We start from the raw sequence: 25,745 nt of genomic DNA, 5'->3' as shown, positions 1-25,745 counted from the left end.
TCGATGGGCGGCCACGGCGCGCTGGTGCTGGCGCTGAAAAATCCGGGCAGATACCGGAGCGTGTCGGCATTCTCCCCCATCGTCAACCCAAGCCGGGTTCCCTGGGGGCAGAAAGCGTTTCGCGCCTATCTCGGCGATAGCGAAGCCGACTGGCAGGCCTGGGACAGCTGCGCGCTGATGCAGGCCAGCAGCCCGGCGAATGCGACGCCGACGCTTATTGACCAGGGCGACAGCGATCAGTTCCTGGCCGACCAGCTGCAGCCGGCGGTGCTGGCCGAGGTCGCACGCCAGACCGCGTGGCCGCTGACGCTGCGCATCCAGTCCGGCTACGACCACAGCTACTGGTTTATCGCCTCGTTTATTGAAGACCACCTGCGTTTTCACGCTGAACACCTGCTGAAATAGCGCCTTCGGGAGGGTACGCCCTCCCCCTTCTGGCCTCCCGCTTATCCTGCCCCCGCACTCGCTCGCAGTTATCTTTACGCTTCTTTACCTGAAACACCATGAACGTAAATGATTTAAATTATCATTTACGTTTACAATTCCTCATGCTTTTGTACAATTCCTCACGCTTTTGCGCCGCAGAGCGCGAAGGCTTGTGACGTTGTTTCAGGCGCCCTGCGCCTTTTTACTTTGTAGATACGGATGGTCCAATGATAACACCTCGCACTAAATTCCTTTCAGCCGCGGTTTTGGCCGCTATCGTAGCGCCAGTCGCGGAAGCCGACGATCGGGAAACCATGGTGGTTACCGCCACCGGCTTTGCCCAAAAAATCGAAAACGCCCCGGCGTCCATCTCCGTTATCCCGAAAAGCCAGCTGGAGGATAAAGCCTACCGCGACGTCACCGACGCGCTGAAAGACGTCCCAGGCGTGGTGGTTACCGGCGGCGGTAGCAAGAGCGATATCAGCATTCGCGGCATGGGCTCCCAGTACACGCTGTTTCTGGTTGACGGCAAGCGCATCAGCACCCGCACCACGCGCCCGAACAGCGACAATGCCGGGATCGAGCAGGGCTGGCTGCCGCCGCTGGAGTCCATTGAGCGTATCGAAGTGATTCGCGGGCCGATGTCCTCGCTGTACGGCTCCGACGCCATGGGCGGCGTTATCAACATCATCACCAAAAAAATCTCCAATACCCGGGGGTGGAACGGTTCGGTGCACGGCGACGTGACCTTCCAGGAGCACCGCCACGCCGGCGACCTGTACCAGACCAACGTGTACGGTTCCGGCCCGCTGGTGGAAGGCCTGCTGGGGATGAAGGTGAACGGGCTTTACTCCCGCCGCCCGGAGGACAAAATTCTCAACGGCTATAACGAGCAGCGCATGCGCAGCGGCGGCGTCACGTTTAACCTGACGCCGGACGACAAAAACGACTTCGACCTCGATATCGCCCGCGAGCTGCAGGACCGTAACAGCACCCCGGGGAAAACCAGCGAGCGCGAAATTTGCCGCACCGGGCGCGGCTGCGAGCCAAACACCCGCGACCGCAGCCGCTACGAGCACACCACCTATGCCCTGACCCACAGCGGCTACTACGAGCAACTGAACTCCACCAGCTATATCCAGCAGGAGAAGACCAACAATCCGGGCCGGGAGATGAAGAGCTTTAACACCATCCTCAATACCCAGAACCAGATTTTCCTCGGCGACCATACGCTAACCGTCGGCGGCCAGTACCGCCACGAGAAGCTGCGCGATACCGGTAACCAGCTGCAGGCAGCGGACGGCCTCAGCAAGCTGACCCGCTGGAGCTGGGCGCTGTTTGCCGAAGACGAGTGGGCTATCGTCGATAACTTCTCTCTGCTCGGCGGTATCCGCATGGACAAAGACGAGAACTACGGCGACAACTGGACCCCGCGCGGCTACGGCGTATGGCACATCGATGACCAGTGGACGTTGAAAGGCGGCGTCTCCGCCGGCTACCGCGCCCCGGATCTGCGCCAGTCCTCCGCCAGCTGGGGCCAGGCCACCGGCGGCGGGCGCTCCCGCGGGATGATTGTCGGCAACCCGGATCTGAAGCCGGAAAAAAGCCTGAGTGAGGAAATCGCGCTGCTGTGGAACGACGGCGACGCGCTGAACGCCGGGCTGACGCTGTTCCACACCCGCTTCAAAGATAAAATTACCGAAGTGCGCCGCTGCAACAGCATTAACGATCCGGCCTGTACCATCGGCAGGACGTCCTATGATTTCGTCAGCGATCGGGTCAACGTCGACAAAGCCGAGATGCGCGGCGCGGAATCCACCTTCGGCTGGAAGATAACCCCGGATGTTAACTGGACGGCGAACTATACCTACACCCGCTCGGAGCAGAAGAGCGGCCAGTTCTCCGGCAAGCCGCTGAACAAGATGCCCAAGCATATGTTCAACACCACCGTCGACTGGCAGGCCACTCAGGACTTCGGCGTCTGGAGCCGGCTGAACTTCCGCGGTAAAACCTCGTCGTACCTGAGCCGCACCTCCATGTCCGAAGGCACGCCGTCCTACTCCGAGGTGGATCTCGGCGTGCGCTACAACGCGGTGAAGAATCTGCAGCTTACCGCCGGGGTCTACAACGCGCTGGACAAGAGCATCGACTACGACACTTATGACACCACGCTGGACGGTCGCCGCTACACGCTGGGGATGACTTACAGCTTCTGATTGGGCTGCCCTCCCTATAACGACAAAGGCCGACCGCAAATGCGGTCGGCCTTTTTAGCAATGGCTTAACAGGAATCGTTACTGCTTTTTAAAACGTCCCGGAAACACCATTTCGGAGTAGCGCACAAAGTGCGTACCCTTCGCCAGCTTATAGCCAAACCAGATAACCAGGAACAGCGGAATGCCGATATAGGTTGCCGCCACGCCGCCCCAGTCGATGGTGTCCTTGAGGAAGGCGTCATAGTTCTGGCCCAGGGTGATAATCAGGCACAGCACGAAGGCGAAAATCGGCCCGAGCGGGAAGAAGCCGGAGCGGTAAGGCAGATCGTTAAGATCGTAGCCCTGCGCCACGTAGCCGCGGCGGAAGCGGTAGTGGCTCACCGCAATCCCCAGCCAGGCGATAAAGCCGGTCATCCCGGAGGTATTCAGCAGCCACAGGTACACGGTCTGGTTGCCGAACATCGAGGTCAGGAAGCACAGTGCCGCCACCACGGTGGTGGCGTACAGCGCGTTGCGCGGCACGCCGCCGCGGGAGAGCTTCGCAAAAATGCGCGGCGCTTTACCTTCGCAGGCCAGGGTGTACAGCATGCGGGTGGAGGCATACATCCCGGAGTTCCCCGCCGACAGCACCGCGGTCAGGATAACTGCGTTCATTACCGCCGCCGCCGACAGCAGGCCGGCATGCTGGAACACCAGCGTAAACGGGCTGACGGAGATATCTTTGACGTCGTTGCGCAGCAGGCTCGGATCGGTATACGGAATGATCAGGCTGATAATCAGAATAGCGAATACGTAGAACAGCAGAATGCGCCAGAACACCTGCCGCACCGCGCGGGGGATGTTCTTCTCCGGATCTTCAGACTCGCCGGCGGCAATGCCGATAAGCTCGGTGCCCTGGAAGGAGAAGCCGACGATCATCGCTACGCCGATCATTGCCGCAAAACCGCCGGCAAACGGCGCGTCGCCGGTAGTCCAGTTGCCCCAGCTCACCGGCTGGGCACCTTTGAAAATGCCGACAATCATCATCACGCCGACAATGATAAAGATGATCACCGTGGTGACTTTAATCAGCGAGAACCAGTACTCCGCTTCGCCAAAGCCCTTCACCGAGATCCAGTTCAGCAGGAACATGATGCCGAGGAATATCGCACTCCAGATCCAGCCCGGCGCGTCCGGGAACCAGTAACTCATCACCAGCTGGGAGGCTACCAGATCCACGGCGATGGTCACCGCCCAGTTGTACCAGTAGTTCCAGCCCAGCGCGAAGCCGAAACCCTCTTCTACATAGTTCTGCCCGTAAGTGGCAAACGAGCCGGAAACCGGCATAAAGGCGGCAAGCTCGCCGAGGCTGGTCATCAGGAAATAAACCATCAGACCGATCAGCATATAGGAGAGCAGCGCGCCGCCCGGACCTGCCTGAGAAATCGTTGCCCCGGAGGCAACAAAAAGACCTGTACCGATGGAGCCGCCAATGGCGATCATCGTCAGGTGGCGCGCCTTAAGTGCGCGGCGTAGCGCGGGCGCTTCTGTGGTTTTAGTTTCTGAAACCATGTGAGAAATGCTGTCCATCTAAAAAAATGAGGCGCGATTGTAACAGACGGAAAGCATTCCATCTGATTGAATCGCGCGGTTATTAGAGACCTTCATGAAGGTTCAACAATCATTAGTAAAGCAAAAATAGCGGCTTTTGTCTGGAGACAAAAAAAGAAATGCCCCAAAAAGGGGCATTGAAAGCGGCGGTAAGCGTATCAGCCGAGGCCGCGAACCGAGGCGATAAACTGCCTGAGCTCCGGGGTTTTTGGGGCGCTAAAGAAGGTGCTGCTCTCGCCGTGCTCCCAGACCTTGCCCTGGTGCATAAACACCACCCGGTCGCCCACCTCCCGGGCAAAATTCATTTCATGGGTGACGAGGATCAGCGTCATGCCCTCTTTTGCCAGCTGCTCAAGGACTTTCAGCACCTCCCCCACCAGCTCGGGATCGAGGGCCGAGGTTATCTCATCGCACAGCAGCACTTTCGGCTTCATCGCCAGCGCTCTGGCGATGGCGACCCGCTGCTGCTGGCCGCCGGAAAGGCTGGAGGGATAGTAGTCAACCCGCTCTCCCAGCCCCACTTTTTCCAGCATCTCAATCGCCAGCGCGCGGCAGGCCGGCTCGGCCATTTTCAGCACCCGGCGCGGGGCCAGCATCACATTCTCCAGCGCGGTCATGTGCGGGAACAGATTAAAGCTCTGGAAGACCATCCCCACCGAGCGGCTAATCTCCCGGGCCTGGGAATCCCGGTCGGTGATGGTCATGCCGCCAAGCTTGATGCTGCCCTCCTGATAGCCTTCAAGACCGTTCATGCAGCGCAGCAGGGTACTTTTGCCGGAGCCGCTGCGCCCGATGATCGACACCACCTGCCCCATGTCGATATCGAGGCTCACGCCTTTCAGCACGTGGTTTTCGCCGTAGAATTTCTGCACCTCGTTAATGGTGATGAGCGGCATGAAATTTTTTCTCCAGATAGCGGCTGTACCAGGACAGCGGGAAACAGATAAGGAAGTAGCCCAGCGCCACCAGCCCAAACACCTTAAACGGCGCAAAGGTGACGTTGTTTAACATGGTGCCGGCCTTGGTTAATTCGACGAAGCCGATGATGGAGGCCAGCGCGGTCCCTTTTACTACCTGAACGGAAAAGCCCACCGTGGGCGCAATCGCAATGCGCAGCGCCTGGGGTGCGATAACCCGCACCAGCGTCTGCCCGAAACTGAGGCCCAGACAGCGGCACGCCTCCCACTGCCCTTTCGGCAGCGCCTGAATGCTGCCGTACCAGATGTCGAGCAGAAACGCGCTGGTGAACAGCGTCAGCGCAAGGGTTGCCGCCGTCCACGGGCTGACGTCGATGCCAAAAAGCGCGACGCCGAAAAAGGCCAGAAACAGCTGCATCAGCAGCGGCGTTCCCTGAAACAGCGCGACGTAGGCGTTAATCAGCCGCTTCGGCCAGCGCCAGCGGGCGATGCGCAGCGCCAGCAGCGGCAGGGTCACCAGCGTGCCGCAGGTAAAGGCAATCAGCGACAGCAGCAGCGTCCAGCGCGCCGCCAGCAGCAAATTGCGTAAAATATCCCAGTCGGTAAACGTGCTCATGCCCCCTCTCCTTTAAGCCATTTTCGCCCCGCCGCCAGCAGCAGCTGGCGCATGGCCAGCGACAGGGCCAGATACAGCAGCGTGGTCACCAGATAGACTTCAAAACTGAGAAAGGTGCGCGACTGAATAAGGCTTGCCGAGAACGTCAGCTCCTCGTACGACACCTGCGACACCACTGATGAACCGAGCATCACAATGATGCACTGGCTCACCAGCGCCGGATAAACCCGGCGCAGGGCCGGAGGCAGGATCACCCGGGCAAAGGTCTGCACTTTATTCAGGCCCAGCACCCGCGCCGCTTCCCACTGGCCTTTTGGCGCCGCCTGAATGCCCGCGCGAATAATTTCCGTACTGTAGGCGCCGAGGTTAATCAGCATCGCCAGCAGCGCGGCCTCTCCGGCCGTGAGCCGGAGACCAATGGAAGGCAGGCCGAAAACGATAAAAAACAGCTGCACCACAAACGGCGTGTTGCGGATAAGCTCGACGTAGGCTCCCCACAGGCGGCTGGCGATGCCGGTTTTACCGCTGCGCAGCGCCGCGCCGAGCACGCCCAGCAACACGCCACCCGCAGTCGCGGCGGCAGTCAGCGTGATGGTGGTCCACAGGCCCGCCAGCAGGGTCGGCCAGAAGGGCCACAGCGCGGCGAAATCCAGCGTGGTGGTCATCGGAATATCCTCAGCTGCCCAGGTTTGCCGGCAGCGGCGCCTTCATCCATTTTTCCGAGAAGCGATTCAGGCTCCCGTCCGCTTTCGCCTGCTGAATCGCGCGGTTGATCTCCGCTTTAAAGGTCGGCTCATTCTTCTTCATGCCGATATAGCAGGGAGAATCCTTGAGCATGAATTTACTCACCGGCGCCTGCTGCGGATCTTTTTCGGCAATTGCCGCGGCGACAACGTTGCCGGTGGCGATAAAGGTTACCTGCCCGGAGAGCCACGCTGAAATGGTGGTGTTGTTATCCTCATAGCGCTTGATCTGCGCCGCTTTCGGTGCGGTATCGCTGAGCACCATATCCTCCACCGCGCCTCGGGTAACGCCGATGGACTGCCCCGCCAGCTGGGCGGCGTCGCTCAGCTGAGCTGCTTTGGCGCCAAACACGCCGAGAAAGAACGGCGCATAGGCGTCGCTAAAGTCAATTACCCGCCCGCGCTCGGCATTTTTACCGAGGCTGGAGATGACCACGTCCACCTTATTGGTCTGCAGATAGGGGATGCGGTTAGCGCTGGCTACCGGCACCAGCTGCAGTTTTAACTTCATCGACTTCGCCAGATAGTTCGCCATGTCGATATCGTAACCCTGCGGTTGCAGGTCGGTGCCAACGGAACCAAAGGGGGGAAAATCCTGAGGAACCGCCACCCGCAGCACGCCCCGCTGCTTAATATCCTGCAGCTGGTCAGCCTGGGCGACTCCGGCCTGTACCAGCAGCGCTGCGGCAGCGATCGCGGTCAATACTCTCTTCATTGCAGACTCCGTATGTGAAACAAAAAATTCTTAAGCACCGTTAATGCAACGAACGTTGCAAAGGCTGTGCCAAAAGAGAGTTTTGCGGAGAGGCCGCGGGCGGCGAAGGTTTCATCGGAAAAACAGCGCGGCGCCTGCGACCATTGCGGTGCAGGTGCCTGAGGACGGTGCCCCTAAATGTCGCAGTAGCGCAGAAAGCGCTGCAGGGCGTTGGAGATGTGCTTTTGCCGGTGGTGAATGCGCCACAGGGTGCGCACCAGCGGCGGCAGCGGCACCGGTACCTCCACCAGCGTGCCGCTGTCCAGCTGTTCAGCAATCACCCGCCGGGAGAGGCAGCTGATGCCCATGCCGTGACGCACGGCGTGCTTAATCGCTTCCGAATTGCCCAGCTCCATCATCAGCTGAAACTTCGGCAGATGCGCCAGCAGCAGGTAATCCACAATCTCCCGGGTGCCGGAGCCGCGTTCGCGCAGGATCCACGGCTCGGCCGCCAGCTGCGGCAGGGTTATCTCCCGGGAGAGCAGCGGCGATCCCGGCGCGGCAAAGACAACCAGCTCATCCTCAAGCCACGGCTCGGCAACAATTTCGACAGTGTGGCACGGGCCTTCGATAAGGCCGATATCGACGCGAAAATCGGCGACGGCGTTGATCACGTCCTGGCTGTTGCCGACGCTGAGCTCCAGCGGCAGCGCGGGAAAGTCGCGGCGGTAGCGGGCGATGATCTCCGGCAAAATATAGTTGCCGATAGTGCTGCTGGCATACACCCGCAGCGCGCCGTTGTCTTCCCGGAAAAGCTGTTCGATATCGCCGGCCTGCTCCAGGCAGGCCAGCGCGCGCGGGTAAAGCAGCCGGCCGTGCTCGTTAACTACCAGCCGCTTGCCGACGCGGTCAAACAGCTGAACGCCGAGCTGACCTTCCAGATCGGTTAATGCCGCGCTCACCGCCGACTGCGACAGGGAGAGACGCTGGGAGGCCTGAGTGGTGGAGCCGGATTTCAGCACTTCGGTAAAGACTTCCAGCTGGCGCAGGGTAATGTGCATGGCGATCTCCGCAACTTGCATACCAGTAATATAGATAGATTATAAATATATAATCAATTTTACCTTTAAACCAGCACCCCGTAACCTTTAATCCAGAGAAAGGAGAAGGTTATGACAGAACACGTATTCAGCGCCGCGCCTGGCCCGGTTATCCGCTACGCGCCGGGCATTGCTCTTAGCGCGGTAATTACCGCTATCGCCCTGGGGGCCGGCAGCATCCCCGCCGTTGCCGACGCGGGATTCAGTGCCCTGACCCTCGCCATCCTGCTGGGCATGGCGGTGGGAAATAGCGTTTATCCGGCGATTAGCAACGCCTGCGGCGGCGGCGTGCAGTTCGCCAAACAGCACCTGCTGCGCCTCGGCATTATTCTGTACGGCTTTCGCCTGACGTTTTCGCAAATCGCCGACGTGGGCGCCAGCGGCATCGCCATTGACGTGCTGACGCTTTCCAGCACCTTTTTACTCGCCTGCATGCTGGGACAAAAGGTGTTTGGCCTGGACAAGCAGACCAGCTGGCTGATCGGCGCAGGCAGCAGCATCTGCGGCGCGGCGGCGGTGCTTGCCACCGAGCCGGTGGTCAAAGCCGAGTCCGACAAGGTCACTGTGGCAGTAGCGACGGTGGTGATTTTTGGCACCATCGCCATTTTCCTCTATCCGGCAATCTATCCGTGGCTGAGCGCCCTGTTCAGCCCGGAGAACTACGGCATTTACATGGGCTCAACGATGCACGAAGTTGCCCAGGTGGTGGCCGCCGGCCACGCGGTGGGCCCGGACGCCGAGAACGCCGCGGTGATCGCTAAAATGCTGCGGGTGATGATGCTGGCGCCGTTTTTACTGTTCCTCGCCGCCCGGGTACGGCAGCTGGCGCCGGCGGGCAAAGGCGAAAAAAGTAAAATCACCGTGCCCTGGTTTGCGCTGGCATTTATCGGCGTGGCAGTGCTTAACTCATTTCATCTGCTGCCCGCCCGGGCTGTGGCCTGGCTGGTGACCCTGGACACGGTGCTGCTGGCGATGGCGATGGCGGCGCTGGGCCTGACAACCCACGCCAGCGCGCTGAAAAAAGCCGGGGCGAAACCGCTGCTGATGGCGCTGCTGCTGTTCGTCTGGCTGATTGTCGGCGGCGGCGCCATCAATCTGGCGGTTCACGCGCTGATGGCATAAACCACTACAATCCGGCACCGTTAACCCGCTATCATGGGCGCTGTTTTTTTGGCAGGTTTAACAGGAGTTCCCATGAAATATATCGGCGCGCACGTTAGCGCCTCCGGCGGCGTGGCTAACGCCGCCATTCGCGCCTCGGAAATTGGCGCGACCGCTTTCGCCCTGTTCACCAAAAATCAGCGCCAGTGGCGCGCGAGCCCGCTCACCGACGAGGTGATTAGCGAATTTAAGGCCGCCTGTGCAAAGTACGGTTACGGGCCGGAGCAGATCCTGCCCCACGACAGCTACCTGATTAACCTCGGGCATCCGGTAGAAGAGGCGCTGGAGAAATCACGCGAAGCCTTTATCGACGAACTGGCCCGCTGCCAGCAGCTCGGCCTGACGCTGCTGAACTTTCATCCGGGCAGCCACCTGATGCAGATCCCGGTAGACGCGTGCCTGGCGCGCATTGCCGAATCCATCAATATCGCGCTGGCGCAGACCGAAGGGGTGACGGCGGTGATTGAGAATACCGCCGGCCAGGGCAGCAACCTCGGCTTCGAGTTCGAGCATCTGGCGGCCATCATTGACGGCGTTGAGGATAAATCCCGGGTGGGCGTCTGTATTGATACCTGCCACGCCTTTGCCGCGGGCTACGATCTGCGCACCGAAGAGGCCTGCGAAAAAACTTTCGCCGACTTTGAACGGATCGTCGGCTTCAACTACCTGCGCGGCATGCACTTAAACGATGCGAAAAGCGCGTTCGGCAGCCGGGTTGACCGCCACAACAGCCTCGGCGAGGGCAATATCGGCCACGACGCGTTTCGCTGGATCATGCGCGACAGCCGCTTTGACGGCATTCCGCTGATTCTGGAAACCACCAACCCGGATATCTGGGCGGAAGAGATAGCCTGGCTGAAGGCACAGCAGACGGAAGACGCGGTAGCGTAACGAATAAAAAAACAGCACCGCGCGCGGTGCTGTTTTGTATTACAGGCCGATAAAGAATCCCGCGATGGTGGCACTCATCAAATTAGAAAGCGTTGCCGCAATAAGCGCCCGAACGCCCAGCTGAGCAATTTCCGGCGTGCGGTGCGGCGCTATCGCCGAAAATCCGCCGACAACCACGCCAATCGACCCGATATTGGCAAAACCGCACAGCGCGAACGAAATAATGGCCGTGGTTTTAACATCGAGCGTCTGCGCCCCATGCAGCCACGGGGAAAAATTGAGATAGGCCACAAACTCATTAATCGCCAGTTTCTGACCAATCAGGCTTCCCGCCAGTGACGCGTCTGCCCAGTCAACGCCCATTATCCACGCCAGCGGCGAGAGCAGTACGCCAAAAATACCCTGCAGCGAGGCCTCGCCGTAGCCAAACAGTCCGCCAACGCCGCCGATGATGCCGTTGATCATGGCAATGATCGCCACAAACGCCATCACCACAGTAGCAACCCCCACGGCAATTTTGAGTCCGGCCATCGCGCCGGAAGCCGTCGCCTCCACGACGCTTTTCGGCGGCGTTTCAGTAAATGAGAGATTGTCGAATGTCACCTGCGTCGGTTCGGTTGCCGGACTCAGCATGCGGGCAAAGAGAATCCCGCCGGGAATAGCCATCAGCGAAGCGGCCAGCAGGTAGTCAATCGGTACGCCGAGAGCCGCGTAGCCAATCATGGTGGAACCCGCGACCGCCGCCATGCCGCTGCAAATGGCGGTAAACAGCTCGTTGCGGTTGAGTCGACCAAGAAAAGGCTTCAGCAGCGCCGGGATCTCATTTTGACCAAGGAAAATCGTGGTTACTGCCACAAAAGATTCAATCTTGCTGATATTCAGCGCGCGCTGGAAAATACCGCCCAGGGCACGTATTAAAACGCCCATAATGCCGATGTAATAAAGCAGGCTCACCAGCGCGGTCATAAAAATAATGGCCGGAAGCACGCGGAAGGCAAAAATAAATCCGGCACCGTCAAACACCGCATCCATTTTATCCCCCACCAGCGCGCCGAACACAAATTCGCTGCCCGCATCGCTGTAGGTCATCACTTTATGTACGCCGAGCGCCGCCTGCTCCGCCAGCCATTTCCCGGGCGGGAAATAGAGCATCATGCCGCCAATGACAATTTGTAATATAAACGCCGCGCCCACGGTGCGCAGATGAATGCCTTTTTTATTTGCCGACAGCAAAAAAGCTATCGCCAGCAGTACCGCCATACCAAGAATGCTTCTCATTATATCCATAATGATTATCTCGCCATGCCAGAGGAACAGGTATCGGGAAACGGTATTCCCTGCCCGTTATAAAAAATGCGGGCGCTGAGGCCCGCATTAGAGATGAGTGAATCAGTGGTACTTGCGTACGCACTCTTCAACCAGATCCCAGAACCAGGCGGTATCAATCCCGATCCCGACTTTGGCATTGGCGGGTTGACCGAGGACGCCCAGTTCGTCGCATACGGTGCGCCCGTAGCACGGGCCGCTGTTCACGTCGATTTCGACGTACATCTCTTTGGTAACGATCCCTTTTGGATTAATAAGATAGCCGATACAGGTGGCATCATGAACCGGGCCGCCTGCGAGGCCGTAGTTTTCAAACTGGGTTTTTAGCGTGAAGCTCATAATATCGCTGAACAGTTCCCCAGCCGGGCCGCCGGCCTCGCGCATTCGGGCAATCACATCCGCGGTACAAACCGTTTGGTTAGTTAAGTCGAGCCCCATCATGACCAGCGGCGCACCTGAGGTGAACACCACCTTCGCCGCTTCAGGATCGGCGAAAATATTAAACTCGGCAGAAGGGGTAAAGTTGCCGGTGCCGTAGGCGCCGCCCATCAGCACAATTTCACGAATTTTCGGCACAATGGCGGGCTGCATGCGCATTGCCACCGCAATGTTGGTCAGCGGGCCAACAGGCACCAGCGTAATGTCGCCCTCGCTGGCCATCAGGGTATCAATGATGAATTTCACCGCGTGGGTGCTTTCGGCCTTGCGCGTAAGGGGCGCAAATACCGGGCCGTCGAGGCCGGATTCACCGTGAATGTTATCTGCAACAATTTGCTGACGCACCAGGGGCCGCGGCATACCACCGTGTACGGGTACATTGATATCCAGCTTTTGACAGACGTTAAGCCCGTTCACCAGCGTTTTGTCCAGCGTCTGGTTCCCGGCAACAATCGTAATGCCCAGCAGATCGATAGCCGGATGCCGCGCCGCCATCATGATGGCAATGGCATCATCGTGGCCCGGATCGCAATCAAGAATAATTTTCCTCTTTTCCATGTCGAGATTCCTCTGTTCGCTGTTACGTTATTTTTAGTGGCTTAAAAGAGAATTAAGTCAGGGTACAAGCTGGACAGTAGCAGCGGCCGGGGCGTACCAAATATGAGAAATCTCACTGTGAGAGAGGGTATGAAAGAAATTTATAATGACCAGCTCAAGTCCACACTGGCGAAGGAGACCGGTTATCGGCAGCAGTTCAGCCGGGACAGGCTGGCCGAGGCGCGGCTGGTGCACATCGCCGCAGGAGAGTTTATTGTTCGGCCCGCAGAGTGTCCGGTATATCTTTTCTGGCTCGCCCGCGGCAGGGCCAAACTGTATGCAACCCTGCCGAACGGGCGAGTATCGCTGATCGATTTTTTCCGCGCGCCCTGCTTTATCGGGGAAATTGAATTGGTGAACGCCAGTCATGAACCGCGGGCGGTACAGGCCATAGAGGACTGCTGGTGTCTGGCGCTGCCGGTTAAGCAGTGTCGAACGTCACTGCTGGACGATGCCGTTTTCCTGCGCCTGCTGTGCGTTACTCTCAGCCAGAAGAATTATCGCAACATCGTTTCGCTCACCCAAAACCAGTCGTTTCCCCTGGCAAACCGACTGGCCGCGTTTATTTTGCTGACCCAACACAACAACGTGTATCGAGAAAAACACACTCAGGTGGCGGAATATATGGGCGTCTCCTACCGGCATCTGCTGTTTGTTTTTGCACAGTTCTGCGATGACGGATTACTGGAAAAGTCCAGCGCGGGGTATGTCATTAAAAACGGGCCAGCCGTTGAGCGGCTGGCCCGGGCGATGGCACCAGAGCAAACAGGCTGTCCTCTGCCGGCGTAACTACGCCGGCTGGCTTTCTGTTTCTACAGCGCCATATCCTGCTTCGCCGCATCGGCGCGCGGAGCATCCTGCGCGGCCTGCGCCTGCGGCTGTTCCATCTGGATAACCGGCGGTTTGGTCAGCTGCAACGCTTCCGCAGTGGAGTCCCAGACCTGCTGGGTCAGCGCCGCGTTGCCGTTAAGCTGCTGGCCAAAGCTCGGGATAATGGCCTTGATTTTCGCCTGCCACTCCGGTGACGCAAACTGCTGCGGGAACAGCGCTTTCATCACGTTCAGGGTGATCGGCGCGGCGGTAGAGGCGCCCGGTGAGGCGCCCAGCAGCGCGGCCAGGGTTTTCTGCTGGTCGGTGACGATTTCAGTCCCCAGCTTCAGCACCCCGCCCTTCTCGGGATCTTTTTTGATGATCTGCACCCGCTGCCCGGCCTGAATCAGCGTCCAGTCCTCTTTGCGGGCATTCGGGTAGTACTCCTTCAGCGCCGCGAAGCGGTCGTCATCGCTGAGCATCACCTGACCAATCAGGTATTTCACCAGGTCGAAGTTATCCAGCCCGACGTCCATCATCGGAATAACGTTGTGCACCGTGGTGGCGCTCAGCAGGTCGAACAGCGAGCCTTCCTTAAGGAATTTGGTGGAGAAGGTGGCAAATGGCCCGAACAGCACTACCCGCTTGCCGTCAAGATAGCGGGAGTCGAGGTGCGGCACCGACATCGGCGGCGCGCCCACGGAAGCCTGGCCGTACACCTTCTCGAGGTGGCGGTTGGCTATCTCCGGGTTCTCAGTCATCAGGAAGGAGCCGCCCACCGGGAAGCCCGCGTAGTTTTCCCCTTCCGGAATCCCGGTTTTCTGCAGCAGCTTGATGGCCGCGCCGCCGGCGCCGATAAACACGTACTTCGCGTCAATGGCCCGCGCTTCGCCGCTTTTCACATCCTTCACGGTAACGTGCCAGGAGTTGTCGTCGTTGCGCTTGAACTCGGTCACTTCAGTGGAGGTTTCCAGTTTGAAGTTAGGATCTTTTTTCAGGCTGCCAATCAGCTGGCGGGTTATTTCGCCGTAGTTAACGTCGGTGCCCACCGGTGTCCAGGTGGCGGCCACTTTCTGCTGCGGATCGCGGCCTTCCATCACCAGCGGCGCCCACTGCTGGATCTGCTGGTGATCGGTAGAGAACTTCATTCCCTGGAACAGCGTGGTTTTCTGCAGGGCCTCGTAGCGTTTGGTCAGGTACTCGACGTTTTTATCGCCCCAGACGAAGCTCATGTGCGGTGTGGAGTTGATAAAGGAGTGCGGATCGTGGAGCACGCCCCGCTGCACCTGGGCGGTCCAGAACTGGCGGGAAATCATAAACGATTCGTTGATCGCCAGCGCTTTGCTGACGTCGATGGAGCCGTCTTCGCGCTCCGGGGTGTAGTTCAGCTCCATGTTCGCCGAGTGCCCGGTGCCGGCATTGTTCCAGCCGTTAGACGATTCGAGCGCCACGTTGTCGAGCCGCTCGACCATCAGCTGCTTCCACCCTGGCTGCAGCTCCTGCAGCCAGGCGCCCAGGGATGCGCTCATGACGCCGCCGCCAATCAGCAGCACGTCAGTTTTTTCAGCCGGGGCCTGCGCATAAACCGCGGATGAGACGAGGAGCGCGGCCAGCGAAAGCGCGGACGCGAGTTTTTTAGTCTGGATCATTTCCGTACCACGTGAGTGTTTTTGCAGATGAACGTTAAAAAAATCATGCAAAATTTAACATATTGTTAGAAAGTGATTAACTTTACTTTAATTACTAAAGTCGCAAACTGGGGTAAGTGGCGGAAAAATGGCAATAAAAAAGGGCAGCTCGCGCTGCCCTTAATGGATAAAGATGTTATCAGGCTGCTTTTGCTGCCGCCGCCGCTTCCGGGCGCTTGAGCACCGCGTAAGAGAGGCCCGCCACCAGCGTACCGGCGACGATTGCCAGCAGGTAGCCCAGCACCGGCGTGATTGCTCCCGGGATCAGCAGTACGAACAGACCGCCGTGGGGCGCCATCAGCTTCGCGCCTACCGCCATGGAGATAGCGCCGGTCACCGCCCCGCCGACGATGCAGCACGGCAGAACGCGCATCGGATCGCGGGCGGCAAACGGAATGGCCCCTTCGGTAATAAAGCACAGGCCGAGTACCAGCGCGGCTTTACCCCCCTCCTGCTGCGCCTTGTCAAACTTGCGGCGTGCAACAAAGGTGGCCAGACCCAGCGCCAGCGGCGGCACCATACCGGCGGCCATAATGGCGGCCATCGGTGCGTAAGTCTGGGTACTGAGCAGGCCAACCCCGAAGGCATAAGCCGCTTTGTTTACCGGACCGCCCATGTCGGTACACATCATCCCGCCGAGAATTGCGCCCAGCAGAACGGCGTTAGCCGTGCCCATGGTTTGCAGCCAGTGGGTCAGCCACTCGAGGATCCCGGCAACCGGCTTGCCGATCACGTAGATCATCGCCAGACCGACGACCAGGCTGGAGAGCAGCGGAATGATCAGGATAGGCTTCAGCGCCTCCATGCTCGGCGGCAGCTTCAGCTTGCTGCTGATAAGCTTCGCCACGTAGCCTGCGAGGAAACCGGCAATAATCCCGCCGATAAATCCGGCGCCGGTGCTGGCGGCCAGCATGCCGCCAATCAGGCCCGGCGTCAGGCCGGGACGGTCAGCGATGGAGAAGGCGATATAGCCCGCCAGCACCGGTACCATCAGCGCAAAGGCGGTGCCGCCGCCGATCTGCATCAGCGCCGCAGCCAGCGTGCCCTCTTCTTTAAAGGCGGTGATACCAAAGGCGAAGGAGAGCGCGATGCACAGGCCACCCGCCACTACCATCGGCAGCATATAGGAGACGCCGGTCAGCAGGTGGCGATAGGCGCCCGCGCCCTCTTTTTTCTGCTCTTTGTTTGCCGCCTGGCTGTTGCCCGACGGCTGGTAGGGCTTCGCTTCGGCCTGCGCCTTATCAAGCTCCTGCGCCGTTTTCTTCAGCGCCAGCCCGGTGGTAGTGCGATACATCGGCTTGCCGGCGAACTTCGCCAGGTCCACTTCGATGTCTGCCGCAACGATGACCAGGTCGGCCTCGGCCACTTCTTCGGGGGTGATGGCATTACCGGCACCGACGGAGCCGCGGGTTTCCACTTTGACCCACCAGCCGCGCTTTTTGGCTTCGGTTTCGATGGCTTCAGCAGCCATAAAGGTGTGCGCCACGCCGGTCGGGCAGGCGGTGACGGCAACGATGCGCTTCGGCCCGGCAGCCTTCGCCGGTGCAGCAGCGGCGGTTACCGGCGCCTGATACGGCGCAGCGTGCGCTTTGGCCTCGCTCAGGAACAGCTCCGGATGCGCGACGGCGCGGTTAATATCGCCGAGGTACGCCTGCTTGCCGGTCAGCGCGCTGTCCGCCGGGAGGGCGGAACCCAGCACGATAGCCAGCTCGGCGTCGTTGGGGTTGTCGACTATCTCAAGTTGTGATTTTGCCGCCGCTGCGCTAAGCAGCGTCTTCGCCATGTAGGCGCGGGCCTGTCCGAGGCCGGCATCGATAATCAGCAGCGTTTTCATTATCGCTCTCCTGCTGTTAATTAAAGGGTTTCAGGTCAACGCGCGCCATCATCGCGGCTAACTGGGTACGATCGGTAATGCCGACGTTGCTCTGACTTACTGCCAGGGCGGCAACGGCTGTAGCAAGACGCAGCGTATGCTCGCTGGACTCGCGCATCAGCAGGCCGTAAATCAGGCCGCCAACCATAGAGTCCCCCGCGCCCACGGTGCTGACCACTTCCATCGCTGGCGGTTTGGCGATCCATTCCCCGGAAGCGTTCACCCACAGCGCACCTTCCGCGCCGAGGGAAATCACCACGTGGGCGATGCCCTGCTCGCGCAGCTGGTGGGCAGCATCGATAACGTCTTTCATTTCCGGCAGCTTGCGCCCGGCCCAAATCTCCAGCTCGCGGCGGTTAGGTTTGACCAGCCACGGCGACGCTTTGAGCCCGGCGACCAGCGCCTCGCGGCTGCTGTCGAAAATAATGCACGGGCACTGGCTGCGCAGGCGGGTCATCCAGTCAGTGAAGGCTTCCGGAGAAACCCCCGCCGGCAGGCTGCCGCTGACGCAAACCATATCGAACTGGCCGAGCCAGCTCAGAGAATCACTCACAAAGCGCTCCCAATCTGCGCCGGTCACGTCAAAGCCGGAGAAGTTAAAATCGGTCACTTCGCCGTCTTTCTCGGTCAGCTTGACGTTGATGCGGGTGCGGCCCTGCACGACCTGAAAGCGGTTGGCGATGCCCAGCTCGCTGAACAGCTGCTGAAAACCGTCCTGGTTATCCTTGCCGAGAAAGCCGCCCACGGTGACGTCAATACCGAGGTCTTTAAGCACTTTCGCCACGTTGATGCCTTTACCCGCCGCGTGCAGGCCGGTGGTGCGCACCAGGTTAACTTCCCCGCGCTCGACTTCCGGGGTGAACCCCACCAGATCGTAGGCCGGATTCAAGGTGATTGTTGCCACTCTTCTGCTCATTACGCGCCCTCCCCGAGGCCCGAGGCGATAGCTTCGCCGATGGCGTCCAGCGCCTGCTGCGCATCGTCACCCTGCGCGGTAAAGCGCAGGCGATGGCCTTTTTTAACCCCCAGCGCAACCACTTTCATCAGGCTGCGGCCGTTAGCCGGTTTACCGCTGCCGTCGAGATTGGTGACGGTGACGTCGCTGTTAAATTGTTTAATGGTGTTGACCAGCATGGTGCCCGGGCGGGCGTGCAGGCCGTGCTCGTTGCGGATGACGTATTCGGCGCTGAGCAGATCGTCTGCCGGCGCGTCGTCGCTGGTGAGCAGCGCCAGCAGCGTTGGCGCATCGGCGTTCAGCAGGCGTTCAGCTTTGTTGTCGAGCAGCAGAGCGCTCAGGCGATTCAGCACTGCAACCGGCTGGTCATCGGCCATGGCGACGGTAATCAGCAGCGAAACCGGCTGGTCGTCAATGCTAAATGGCGCGGCGGCGCGGCTGACGGCAACGGCACTTTTCAGATTGCCTTCCGCACAGTCGTTCAGCCAGATGCCCTGCCCCAGGTTCAGCGGCTGTTCGCTGATGGCGGCGGCGACAAAGGCGGCGCTAACGGCGCCGGCCTCTTTCAGGCGCCCGGCGTTGAGGGCCTGCAGCGTGACCAGATCCCGCGCGCTGACGTCGAGGGTCAGCGTGTCGTTATCAAGCTTCAGCGCGTCGCTCTGCTTTTCGCCCATCAGCAGCGCCCGCAGCTCTTCTGCGGTGGTCGCAGTTTTAAGCTGTTCAGCCACGCTGTCGTCGCTCAGTACGTGGGTGAGCTGGCGCAGCAGCCCCAGATGTTCGTCGGAGCTGGCGGCAATGCCGATGGCGACATAGGCGATCTGCCCTTCGCCCCAGGTTACGCCCTGCGGGAACTGGTAGACCTGCACGCCGGTTTTCAGCACCTGGTCGCGGGTGTCGGTGGTGCCGTGAGGAATAGCGATGCCGTTGCCGAGGAAGGTCGAGGTCTGGCCTTCCCGGGCCAGCATGCCGTTAACGTAGCCGTCTGCCACGTTGCCGGCGCTGACCAGCGCTGACGCGATCTGGCGGATGGCCTCTTCTTTGCTGCCGACCTGCTGGCCGGGGTGGATATCCTGAACTGATAGCTGGAACATGGTTCTCCTCTCTCGCCGAAATTGAATCGTTTCAGCCTGTATGAGAAAAAATGCGCCATCCGGTTTCAGGAAGCAAGACCGATGACGCTGAAACGTTTCAAGGAGTGTGTGTCAGAGTTGTACACTCTGCAAGCAAAGTTGTTTTTTGGATTGCAGAAGTTAGAGGTACTCCACATTTTGATAGCAGATTAGCAACATGAAGGGGGCGTTTTAAGCGCCTTAATGGGCTCCGTCAGCAGGCTTCAGCTGCCTTATAAAAATGAAATGGCGGTTTGATTTTACGCACAAAATGGGCCTTTCCCGCTACCGCTTTTACCTGCGCGCGCGTAAACTTGCCGGTCTTTTCGCCTGACTGATATTCCCTATGTCCAACTCTACCGCTGTATCCCCGCGTCGCGGCTTTGACCTTACCTCATCAGCGTTTCTTATCGTCGCTTTTTTAACCGGCATTGCCGGGGCGCTGCAGACGCCGACCCTGAGCCTGTTTCTTACCAACGAAGTTCACGTCCGCCCGGCGATGGTGGGCTTCTTTTTCACCGGCAGCGCGGTTATCGGCATTCTGGTGAGCCAGTTTCTCGCCGGACGTTCGGATCGCCAGGGCGACCGCAAGCGGCTTATCGTGTTCTGCTGCCTGCTGGGCGCGGCGGCGAGCGTGCTGTTCGCCTGGAACCGCAACTATTTTATTCTGCTGTTTATCGGCGTGTTCCTCAGCAGCTTCGGCTCCACCTCAAACCCGCAGATGTTCGCCCTCGCCCGGGAGCACGCCGACAAAACAGGCCGCGAAGCGGTGATGTTCAGCTCAATTCTGCGCGCGCAGGTCTCGCTGGCGTGGGTGGTCGGCCCGCCGCTGGCCTACGCGCTGGCGATGGGCTTCGGCTTCCCCACCATGTATCTCAGCGCTGCGGTTGCCTATATCATCTGCGGGATCATCGTCTGGCTGCTGCTGCCGAGCATGCGCAAAATAAAGCCAGCGGCGGGCAGCCACATTGAAGCGCCGAGAACCAACCGCCGCGATGCCCTGCTGCTGTTTACCATCTGCACGCTGATGTGGGGAACTAACAGCCTGTATATCATCAACATGCCGCTGTTTATTATTGAAGAGCTGCACCTGCCCGAAAAACTGGCCGGGCTGATGATGGGTACCGCTGCGGGGCTGGAAATCCCTACTATGCTGATTGCCGGCTACTACGCCAAACGCTTTGGAAAACGCTTCCTGATGCGGCTGGCGGCGGTGGCCGGGCTGCTGTTTTATGTCGGCATGCTCACCGTGCACTCCCCGGCGCTGCTGCTGGCGATGCAGCTGCTGAATGCGGTTTATATCGGTATTCTTGCCGGGATCGGTATGCTCTATTTTCAGGATCTGATGCCCGGCCAGGCCGGAGCGGCCACCACGCTGTACAGCAACACCACCCGGGTGGGCTGGATTATTGCCGGATCGCTGGCGGGGATAGTGGCGGAAATCTGGAGCTACCACGCGGTGTTCTGGATTGCGCTGGGAATGTGCGTGTTTACCATAGCCGCGCTGGCGCGCATTAAGGACGTGTAGCAGACGCGGTGTCAGGCATTTGAGTCGATAAAATAGCCCCGGCCCGCGGCGTCCCGGCACCAGGCCACCAGCGGGAAGTCGCCTTTGGCGGCGTTATAGTCCACGCAAATCACCTTTTCGGCGAGCGCCCGGGGCGCGCCGCTCAGAGTGTAGTGGCCTATCACTACCGTTACCGGCGGCGGCGTGAACGTCACCCTCTCCGGCAGCGGGAGATCCGGTATCGCCTCCTCGGCAGCAGGCGGCACCTGCGCCAGCTGGCGATAGCTGTGCGCTTGCTGAAGCCACCAGCGCACGCGGATGTTGCGCCGCAGGTGACCGGTTTTGTCGGTGAAGGTGTAGCCGTCGGGCAGGGGCAGTTCCGGCCCCTTGAGCAGCGTGTCCACGGCGTGATTCAGCGGATCGTGCGGATTAAACGCATCCTGCCAGCGGTTCTCCAGCAGGCTGCGATCCGGGTTGAGGGCCGGGGCGAGTATTTCCAGCGCCTGCGGGTCCCAGCAGGCGTGAACGGCGCGAATATCGCCGAAATCAGCATACAGCGGCCGCTGCCTGAACCACGCCAGCCACTGCTGATGCGCCGCCGATCCCTCCCCTACCTCCGCTAAAAACGCGCCGTGCTGCTTGCGGTTATTGCTGCTGTGCGCCCGCAGCGGTTCCCCGCTGCGCGGGTGGCCCAGGGCCCAGCCGACAGCGTTAAGCTCGTGGTTGCCCATCAGGCACAGCGCCCGACCGGCGTCTACCAGCGCCTTCACCCGCGTCAGCACCTTCAGCTGGTTGAGCGCGGGATCGGGTTTATTATCGATAAGATCGCCCATAAACACGTAGAAAATCCCCGGCTCGCGCGCGTCCAGCACCGTCAGCAGGCGGTTCAGCTTTTCATGACGGCCGTGAACGTCGCCGATAAAGGCCAGCCGCCTACTCTGCATAGCCGCTCAGCGCCGCAAGGCGATCGACGATAGCCTGCAGTACACCGTTTTGCGCACAGTCCACGCGCAGACCTGCGTTGAAACGCTCCCCGCGGTTAATGGCGGTGATAAGGCTCAGACACTCGGCCACCGACGCCTGTGCGATTTGCGCAGGTTCAAGCAGGGAGCGCCGCTCGGCTATCCAGTCGGGCCAGTTAAAGCCTGGCATCATCAGCCCGTGCCGTTCTGAGTAGGGCCCAAACGCCAGGCTCAGATCCTCTACCGCGCGGCAGTCGCGGATAAACGCGTGCAGCGCGGCGCTATTCTGTCTTGCGAGCAGCAGCAGCGCGCGGTGGGAGATTTCATCTTTCCAGGCAAGGCGCGCCAGCCAGGATTCGGGCAGCGCCGGGTAGCCGTACCACGCGCCGGCGAGCTGACCATAAATGGCCGCAATAGTATCGGCATCGTCGCCCAGATTGGCGGCCAGTAGCGCGCCCTCGGCAAAGGTGCCGCTGTGCCAGAAGCACCACAGGGCCGCCTCCAGGGAGCTGAGGACGTAGCCCGAGCTGCTGATCTCATCCCGCGTTTTGTGGCGGTAGCTTCCGCTAATGATGCGTCGGGTATCAGGGTGCATTGCCGCCAGATACTGACCCAGCCCCGGCGCGTCGTCGGCAAGCAGGGCTGATTTTTCCGGCTGCCCGCTGGCGTTGAGCAGGGTGTAAATAAGAAAGGTCATGTACTGGCAGGCGTCGATACAGCGCCGCTCGGCGTGCGTGGTTGCGCTGCTTTCGGCGGCAAGCGCCATCGCGTACGGCAGCCCGGCACCGTGCGCCAGGAGAGCTACCGGGGCGACGCGCATCAGGCTACCGTTGCCGGCGCTGCTCTCTGACGTGCTGCCTGCCAGCCCGTTGCCGGTCTGTTCAAAGACGCGCAGCGCCCGCGCGACCGTATTGCCGATATCAAAGCAAGTCCCGGTGCAGGAGTTGTGGCCCCGGTCGCGCCAGTTAATGTAGCGACGCATCTGATCGGCGGGATCGCTGCCGCCGTTTTCGATCAGGCTATCGGCAAGGCAAAGCATCATCGAGGTGTCGTCGGTCCACTGGCCCGGCTGAAGGTGAAACGGCCCTCCGCCCACCATATCGGTAATCACCGGCCGCGCCGGACGGGCCTGAAATTCCAGGGTGGTGCCCAGCGCGTCTCCCAGCGCCAGACCGGCCAGCGCACCGGTGGCGCGTTCCTGAAGCGTTATGGACATACAGGCTCCTTTAAGCGGTCATCTGTTCCAGATTGATAAGCCAGGCCAGCGCTTCACCGCGGCTGCTCTGGCACATCTCCGAAGAGGGTTTGAGGCTGGCGCAGACTTTCGGGCGCAGGCTGGAGCCGAAAATCATGCACAGGTTATCGTCCGACAGCTGGACGCAGCGCACGTTGGCGGGCTTGCCGTTGGGCATGCCCGGTATGGGGCTGGATATGGAAGGCGCAATACAGCAGGCCCCGCAATCGCTACGACACTCCATCAGGACCTCTCACAAACGCTAAAATAAATTTAACCGCAGTGTAACAGCACCGCAGGCGCAGTTCGACGCCATCCGGGCAATAAAACAGCGCGGCCCTTTCGGCAGGCGCAAAACGGGCGGTTCGTTTTAGCAAAACCCGCGAATAGGACTTGCCTGAAACGCGCGGCGCGGGTACTTTGACGCGATATTTTTAGACAGCAATTAAACAGGATTACCGCAATGCCAAGAGCGAATGAAATCAAAAAAGGTATGGTGCTGAATTACAACGGCAAACTGCTGATTGTGAAAGATATTGATATTCAGTCACCCAGCGCCCGCGGCGCGGCGACGCTGTACAAGATGCGTTTTTCCGACGTGCGCACCGGCCTGAAAGTTGAAGAGCGTTTCAAAGGCGACGATATCGTCGATACCGTGACCCTCAACCGCCGCTTCGTTGACTTCTCCTATATTGACGGCAACGAGTACGTCTTTATGGATAAAGAGGACTATACCCCGTACACCTTTAATAAAGAGCAGATCGAAGAAGAGCTGCAGTTTATTCCGGAAGGCGGCATGCCGGATATGCAGGTGCTGCTGTGGGACGGCCAGCTGCTGGCCCTGGAGCTGCCGCAGACGGTAGATCTGGAAATTGTCGACACCGCACCGGGCATTAAAGGTGCTTCCGCCTCCGCGCGCAACAAGCCGGCCACGCTGAATACCGGCCTGGTAGTGCAGGTGCCGGAATACCTGAGCCCGGGCGAGAAAATCCGCATCCATATCGAAGAGAAGCGCTATATGGGCCGCGCGGACTAATAACGATATTCAAGGGCGGACTTACCGCCCTTTTTTAATGCGTCGCGCTCTGTTGTATTAATTTGAAATATTACGACACGCTTTTACACGACAGATAAATGAAAAGGCGTATACCCTAAATAATTCGGGTTACCGAATCTTATTCCAAACTATCAAGCACGGCTCACTACTCACCTTTTGGTTTTGTGCGGGTAGAATTGCGGGACGTTATTACCTGCGGCGTCATTCGTTCTCACTCTAGATACTATAAAGACTATGTGGAATTCTCCTTTTATGGTCCGCGTGCGGGCCAGCCAGCGCTGGACGCTGCGCTTCTGGCTGCTGTCCGGCATTCTGTTTATGCTCATCGGCCTTATTTACTGGCCCTGGCTGAAAATCCCGCCCGGTAATCACCTGGCTGCCCTCTATCTGGTGCTGACCCAGATTGGCTGGTTCGGGCTGTTTGCTATTGCCAGCATGCTGGTAACGCTGCCGCTCACGCTTCTGCCCGGACTGCTTTTTCGCGGACTGTGTATCGCAGCCGGGCTGGTTATCGCTGTACTGCTGTCGGTAGATACCCAGGTATTTGAGCAGTTCCGCTTCCATCTCAACGGTTTTGTGTTCACGCTATTCTTTGCCGGCGGGGATACCATTGATTTCTCCTGGGTCACCTGGCTTATTGCCATTGGCATTTCTGGCCTGCTGGCCGCGCTGCTGGTCCTGTTCGGCTGGCTCGCCGCCCGCCCGCAGTTCGTCTCTCGCTACGTGCGCCGGGGATACGCGATTATTCTGCTGGCCCTTGCCGGCAGCCAGGGGATCCACGCCTGGGAAGATGCGAACTACCACCGGGTTATTCCCAACTATACCGACACCTTCCCGCTGTACTATCCGCTGACCGCCAAGGACACCCTGATCCGCTGGGGCCTGGTGGATGCCGCAAAGGTTGAGGCGGAGCGCCGCCGTGCCAGCAGGCTCGACCACATTCCGGATGGGCATTTTAACTATCCGCTGTCGCCCATCGCCGCCACGCCGCCGGCGAAACCGATGAATATCCTGTTTCTGATGATCGACGCCCTGCGCTTTGACGATGCCAATAATCCCGCCGCCGCGCCGCACATCAACGACTTCGCCAGCCAGTCCCTGCGCTTTACCCAGCACGAGAGCGGCGGTAACTCCACCCAGGCGGGAATTTTCAGCCTGTTCTACAGTATTCCGGCCACCTACTTCACCGCCGCCAAAAGCAGCGGCCGCCGGCCGGCGATGATGCAGCTGCTGGCCGACTATCGCTATCAGTTCTCAATCCACGGCTCCGCGGCGCTGGATCATCCGCCGTTTGACCGCACGGTATTTTCCGGCATTGATAATCTGCAGATCAAAACCCCGGGCGACGATCAGGCGGCGCGCGACCGCCGGATAACCGATGACTTCAAGCAGTTCCTCGATACCCGGGACAGCGCACGGCCGTTCTTCGGTTTCCTGTTCTACGATGCGGTACACGGCTACGATTTGCATCCGGATACCATGCCGACGCCGTTCCGCCCCTACTGGGAGCGGGTTGACCACATCATGCTGGACAATGATTTTGACCCGACGCCGTACCACAACCGCTACCGCAACGTGCTGCTGTACGACGACAGCCTGATTAACGAGGTGCTGGAGAAGCTCAGGCAGCAGGGGCTGGACGACAACACTATCGTGGTGATCACCACCGATCACGGCGAGGAGTTCAACGACAATCACCAGAACTACTGGGGGCACGGCAGCAATTTCAGCCAGCCGCAGGTGCACGTTCCGCTGTTTATCCGCTGGCCGGGGATGGTGCCGCGCGCTATTGATTACCGCACCACCCACCTTGATATTATACCTACCCTGATGAG

23 protein-coding genes are annotated in these 25,745 nt (G+C 59.7%); 8 read left to right on the top strand and 15 right to left on the bottom strand.

What is annotated here, in order from left to right; translation table 11 throughout:
- A partial coding sequence (locus QZ766_RS20325) for an alpha/beta hydrolase-fold protein (protein ID WP_297206569.1) occupies positions 1 to 405 on the top strand: 405 nt, incomplete at its 5' end.
- 248 nt (positions 406 to 653) lie between these two features.
- Positions 654 to 2,642 carry a ligand-gated channel protein gene (locus tag QZ766_RS20320; RefSeq protein WP_297206566.1) on the top strand — a complete coding sequence of 663 codons (1,989 nt, stop codon included), beginning with the start codon at positions 654 to 656 and terminating at the stop codon, positions 2,640 to 2,642.
- A gap of 78 nt (positions 2,643 to 2,720) precedes the next feature.
- Here QZ766_RS20320 and QZ766_RS20315 read toward each other — a convergent pair whose 3' ends face one another.
- From QZ766_RS20315 to yieE, 6 genes are all read right to left on the bottom strand, one after another.
- A complete protein-coding gene (locus tag QZ766_RS20315; protein ID WP_297206563.1) occupies positions 2,721 to 4,193 on the bottom strand; it encodes an amino acid permease in 1,473 nt (490 codons plus the stop codon).
- 197 nt (positions 4,194 to 4,390) lie between these two features.
- Entirely contained in the window at positions 4,391 to 5,128 is a 738-nt protein-coding gene (locus tag QZ766_RS20310) for an amino acid ABC transporter ATP-binding protein (RefSeq protein ID WP_297206560.1), read from the bottom strand.
- Positions 5,109 to 5,765, bottom strand: a complete 657-nt coding sequence (locus tag QZ766_RS20305; RefSeq protein ID WP_297206557.1) for an amino acid ABC transporter permease — start codon at positions 5,763 to 5,765, stop codon at positions 5,109 to 5,111. Before QZ766_RS20305 ends, QZ766_RS20310 begins: the two co-directional genes overlap by 20 nt.
- Positions 5,762 to 6,430 (bottom strand): amino acid ABC transporter permease, encoded by a 669-nt coding sequence (locus QZ766_RS20300; protein WP_297206555.1) that lies wholly within the window; start codon positions 6,428 to 6,430, stop codon positions 5,762 to 5,764. Before QZ766_RS20300 ends, QZ766_RS20305 begins: the two co-directional genes overlap by 4 nt.
- Before the next feature lie 10 nt (positions 6,431 to 6,440).
- Entirely contained in the window at positions 6,441 to 7,223 is a 783-nt protein-coding gene (locus tag QZ766_RS20295) for a transporter substrate-binding domain-containing protein (protein WP_297206553.1), read from the bottom strand.
- A 173-nt stretch (positions 7,224 to 7,396) separates the two neighbouring features.
- Positions 7,397 to 8,263 carry a DNA-binding transcriptional regulator YeiE gene (gene yieE / locus QZ766_RS20290; RefSeq protein WP_297206552.1) on the bottom strand — a complete coding sequence of 289 codons (867 nt, stop codon included), beginning with the start codon at positions 8,261 to 8,263 and terminating at the stop codon, positions 7,397 to 7,399.
- A gap of 111 nt (positions 8,264 to 8,374) precedes the next feature.
- Between yieE and QZ766_RS20285 the strand changes: the two genes are divergently transcribed.
- On the top strand, positions 8,375 to 9,424 hold the full coding sequence (locus QZ766_RS20285) for a YeiH family putative sulfate export transporter (protein ID WP_297206549.1): 1,050 nt from the start codon (positions 8,375 to 8,377) through the stop codon (positions 9,422 to 9,424).
- A 72-nt stretch (positions 9,425 to 9,496) separates the two neighbouring features.
- A complete protein-coding gene (nfo, locus tag QZ766_RS20280) occupies positions 9,497 to 10,354 on the top strand; it encodes a deoxyribonuclease IV (RefSeq protein WP_297206547.1) in 858 nt (285 codons plus the stop codon).
- A gap of 39 nt (positions 10,355 to 10,393) precedes the next feature.
- Here nfo and QZ766_RS20275 read toward each other — a convergent pair whose 3' ends face one another.
- Together QZ766_RS20275 and rihB are read right to left on the bottom strand one after the other, a co-directional pair.
- Positions 10,394 to 11,641 carry a NupC/NupG family nucleoside CNT transporter gene (locus QZ766_RS20275; protein WP_297206543.1) on the bottom strand — a complete coding sequence of 416 codons (1,248 nt, stop codon included), beginning with the start codon at positions 11,639 to 11,641 and terminating at the stop codon, positions 10,394 to 10,396.
- Between the two features lie 102 nt (positions 11,642 to 11,743).
- Entirely contained in the window at positions 11,744 to 12,676 is a 933-nt protein-coding gene (gene rihB / locus QZ766_RS20270) for a ribosylpyrimidine nucleosidase (protein ID WP_297206541.1), read from the bottom strand.
- Between the two features lie 129 nt (positions 12,677 to 12,805).
- On the opposite strand from rihB, the gene yeiL reads away from it, so the two are divergent.
- Positions 12,806 to 13,504 carry a transcriptional regulator YeiL gene (yeiL, locus tag QZ766_RS20265; RefSeq protein WP_297206539.1) on the top strand — a complete coding sequence of 233 codons (699 nt, stop codon included), beginning with the start codon at positions 12,806 to 12,808 and terminating at the stop codon, positions 13,502 to 13,504.
- A gap of 23 nt (positions 13,505 to 13,527) precedes the next feature.
- On the opposite strand, the gene mqo is transcribed toward yeiL, so the two are convergent.
- From mqo to fruB, 4 genes are all read right to left on the bottom strand, one after another.
- A complete protein-coding gene (gene mqo, locus QZ766_RS20260) occupies positions 13,528 to 15,174 on the bottom strand; it encodes a malate dehydrogenase (quinone) (protein WP_297206536.1) in 1,647 nt (548 codons plus the stop codon).
- A gap of 178 nt (positions 15,175 to 15,352) precedes the next feature.
- Positions 15,353 to 17,047 carry a PTS fructose transporter subunit IIBC gene (fruA, locus tag QZ766_RS20255; protein WP_297206534.1) on the bottom strand — a complete coding sequence of 565 codons (1,695 nt, stop codon included), beginning with the start codon at positions 17,045 to 17,047 and terminating at the stop codon, positions 15,353 to 15,355.
- Between the two features lie 16 nt (positions 17,048 to 17,063).
- On the bottom strand, positions 17,064 to 18,002 hold the full coding sequence (fruK, locus tag QZ766_RS20250; RefSeq protein WP_297206532.1) for a 1-phosphofructokinase: 939 nt from the start codon (positions 18,000 to 18,002) through the stop codon (positions 17,064 to 17,066).
- Positions 18,002 to 19,132 carry a fused PTS fructose transporter subunit IIA/HPr protein gene (fruB, locus tag QZ766_RS20245; RefSeq protein ID WP_297206530.1) on the bottom strand — a complete coding sequence of 377 codons (1,131 nt, stop codon included), beginning with the start codon at positions 19,130 to 19,132 and terminating at the stop codon, positions 18,002 to 18,004. Before fruB ends, fruK begins: the two co-directional genes overlap by 1 nt.
- A 364-nt stretch (positions 19,133 to 19,496) precedes the next feature.
- Between fruB and setB the strand changes: the two genes are divergently transcribed.
- A complete protein-coding gene (gene setB, locus QZ766_RS20240) occupies positions 19,497 to 20,678 on the top strand; it encodes a sugar efflux transporter SetB (RefSeq protein ID WP_297206528.1) in 1,182 nt (393 codons plus the stop codon).
- 11 nt (positions 20,679 to 20,689) lie between these two features.
- On the opposite strand, the gene QZ766_RS20235 is transcribed toward setB, so the two are convergent.
- Genes QZ766_RS20235 through QZ766_RS20225 form a run of 3 tightly spaced genes read right to left on the bottom strand, consistent with a single transcriptional unit; the run spans position 20,690 to position 23,097 of the window.
- On the bottom strand, positions 20,690 to 21,601 hold the full coding sequence (locus QZ766_RS20235) for a metallophosphoesterase (RefSeq protein WP_297206526.1): 912 nt from the start codon (positions 21,599 to 21,601) through the stop codon (positions 20,690 to 20,692).
- Entirely contained in the window at positions 21,591 to 22,835 is a 1,245-nt protein-coding gene (locus tag QZ766_RS20230; protein WP_297206523.1) for an ADP-ribosylglycohydrolase family protein, read from the bottom strand. Before QZ766_RS20230 ends, QZ766_RS20235 begins: the two co-directional genes overlap by 11 nt.
- 10 nt (positions 22,836 to 22,845) lie before the next feature.
- Positions 22,846 to 23,097, bottom strand: coding sequence for a YkgJ family cysteine cluster protein (locus QZ766_RS20225; RefSeq protein ID WP_297206520.1), 252 nt, complete (start codon positions 23,095 to 23,097; stop codon positions 22,846 to 22,848).
- Positions 23,098 to 23,316: 219 nt separating this feature from the next.
- Here QZ766_RS20225 and yeiP point away from each other — a divergent pair, with 219 nt between their 5' ends.
- Together yeiP and QZ766_RS20215 are read left to right on the top strand one after the other, a co-directional pair.
- Positions 23,317 to 23,889 (top strand): elongation factor P-like protein YeiP, encoded by a 573-nt coding sequence (yeiP, locus tag QZ766_RS20220; protein WP_297206517.1) that lies wholly within the window; start codon positions 23,317 to 23,319, stop codon positions 23,887 to 23,889.
- Positions 23,890 to 24,162: 273 nt separating this feature from the next.
- On the top strand, positions 24,163 to 25,745 hold a 1,583-nt coding region (locus tag QZ766_RS20215), incomplete at its 3' end, for a DUF3413 domain-containing protein (protein WP_297206515.1).

This window comes from uncultured Pluralibacter sp., from assembly GCF_913775985.1.
Taxonomy (GTDB): domain Bacteria; phylum Pseudomonadota; class Gammaproteobacteria; order Enterobacterales; family Enterobacteriaceae; genus Pluralibacter.
The sequence above is the reverse complement of the archived record's forward strand: the minus strand, read 5'-3'. Positions and strand labels throughout refer to the sequence as shown.

What these genes read in the sequence shown, in the direction of transcription:
- QZ766_RS20275 (WP_297206543.1), bottom strand. Translation starts at nt 11,641, where the DNA reads ATGGATATAATGAGAAGCATTCTTGGTATGGCGGTACTGCTGGCGATA.
- QZ766_RS20230 (WP_297206523.1), bottom strand. Translation starts at nt 22,835, where the DNA reads ATGTCCATAACGCTTCAGGAACGCGCCACCGGTGCGCTGGCCGGTCTG.
- QZ766_RS20225 (WP_297206520.1), bottom strand. Translation starts at nt 23,097, where the DNA reads ATGGAGTGTCGTAGCGATTGCGGGGCCTGCTGTATTGCGCCTTCCATA.
- QZ766_RS20310 (WP_297206560.1), bottom strand. Translation starts at nt 5,128, where the DNA reads ATGCCGCTCATCACCATTAACGAGGTGCAGAAATTCTACGGCGAAAAC.
- QZ766_RS20300 (WP_297206555.1), bottom strand. Translation starts at nt 6,430, where the DNA reads ATGACCACCACGCTGGATTTCGCCGCGCTGTGGCCCTTCTGGCCGACC.
- QZ766_RS20295 (WP_297206553.1), bottom strand. Translation starts at nt 7,223, where the DNA reads ATGAAGAGAGTATTGACCGCGATCGCTGCCGCAGCGCTGCTGGTACAG.
- fruB (WP_297206530.1), bottom strand. Translation starts at nt 19,132, where the DNA reads ATGTTCCAGCTATCAGTTCAGGATATCCACCCCGGCCAGCAGGTCGGC.
- QZ766_RS20315 (WP_297206563.1), bottom strand. Translation starts at nt 4,193, where the DNA reads ATGGTTTCAGAAACTAAAACCACAGAAGCGCCCGCGCTACGCCGCGCA.
- yeiP (WP_297206517.1), top strand. Translation starts at nt 23,317, where the DNA reads ATGCCAAGAGCGAATGAAATCAAAAAAGGTATGGTGCTGAATTACAAC.
- QZ766_RS20305 (WP_297206557.1), bottom strand. Translation starts at nt 5,765, where the DNA reads ATGAGCACGTTTACCGACTGGGATATTTTACGCAATTTGCTGCTGGCG.
- QZ766_RS20285 (WP_297206549.1), top strand. Translation starts at nt 8,375, where the DNA reads ATGACAGAACACGTATTCAGCGCCGCGCCTGGCCCGGTTATCCGCTAC.
- yieE (WP_297206552.1), bottom strand. Translation starts at nt 8,263, where the DNA reads ATGCACATTACCCTGCGCCAGCTGGAAGTCTTTACCGAAGTGCTGAAA.
- fruK (WP_297206532.1), bottom strand. Translation starts at nt 18,002, where the DNA reads ATGAGCAGAAGAGTGGCAACAATCACCTTGAATCCGGCCTACGATCTG.
- QZ766_RS20235 (WP_297206526.1), bottom strand. Translation starts at nt 21,601, where the DNA reads ATGCAGAGTAGGCGGCTGGCCTTTATCGGCGACGTTCACGGCCGTCAT.
- fruA (WP_297206534.1), bottom strand. Translation starts at nt 17,047, where the DNA reads ATGAAAACGCTGCTGATTATCGATGCCGGCCTCGGACAGGCCCGCGCC.
- setB (WP_297206528.1), top strand. Translation starts at nt 19,497, where the DNA reads ATGTCCAACTCTACCGCTGTATCCCCGCGTCGCGGCTTTGACCTTACC.
- mqo (WP_297206536.1), bottom strand. Translation starts at nt 15,174, where the DNA reads ATGATCCAGACTAAAAAACTCGCGTCCGCGCTTTCGCTGGCCGCGCTC.
- nfo (WP_297206547.1), top strand. Translation starts at nt 9,497, where the DNA reads ATGAAATATATCGGCGCGCACGTTAGCGCCTCCGGCGGCGTGGCTAAC.
- yeiL (WP_297206539.1), top strand. Translation starts at nt 12,806, where the DNA reads ATGAAAGAAATTTATAATGACCAGCTCAAGTCCACACTGGCGAAGGAG.
- QZ766_RS20320 (WP_297206566.1), top strand. Translation starts at nt 654, where the DNA reads ATGATAACACCTCGCACTAAATTCCTTTCAGCCGCGGTTTTGGCCGCT.
- rihB (WP_297206541.1), bottom strand. Translation starts at nt 12,676, where the DNA reads ATGGAAAAGAGGAAAATTATTCTTGATTGCGATCCGGGCCACGATGAT.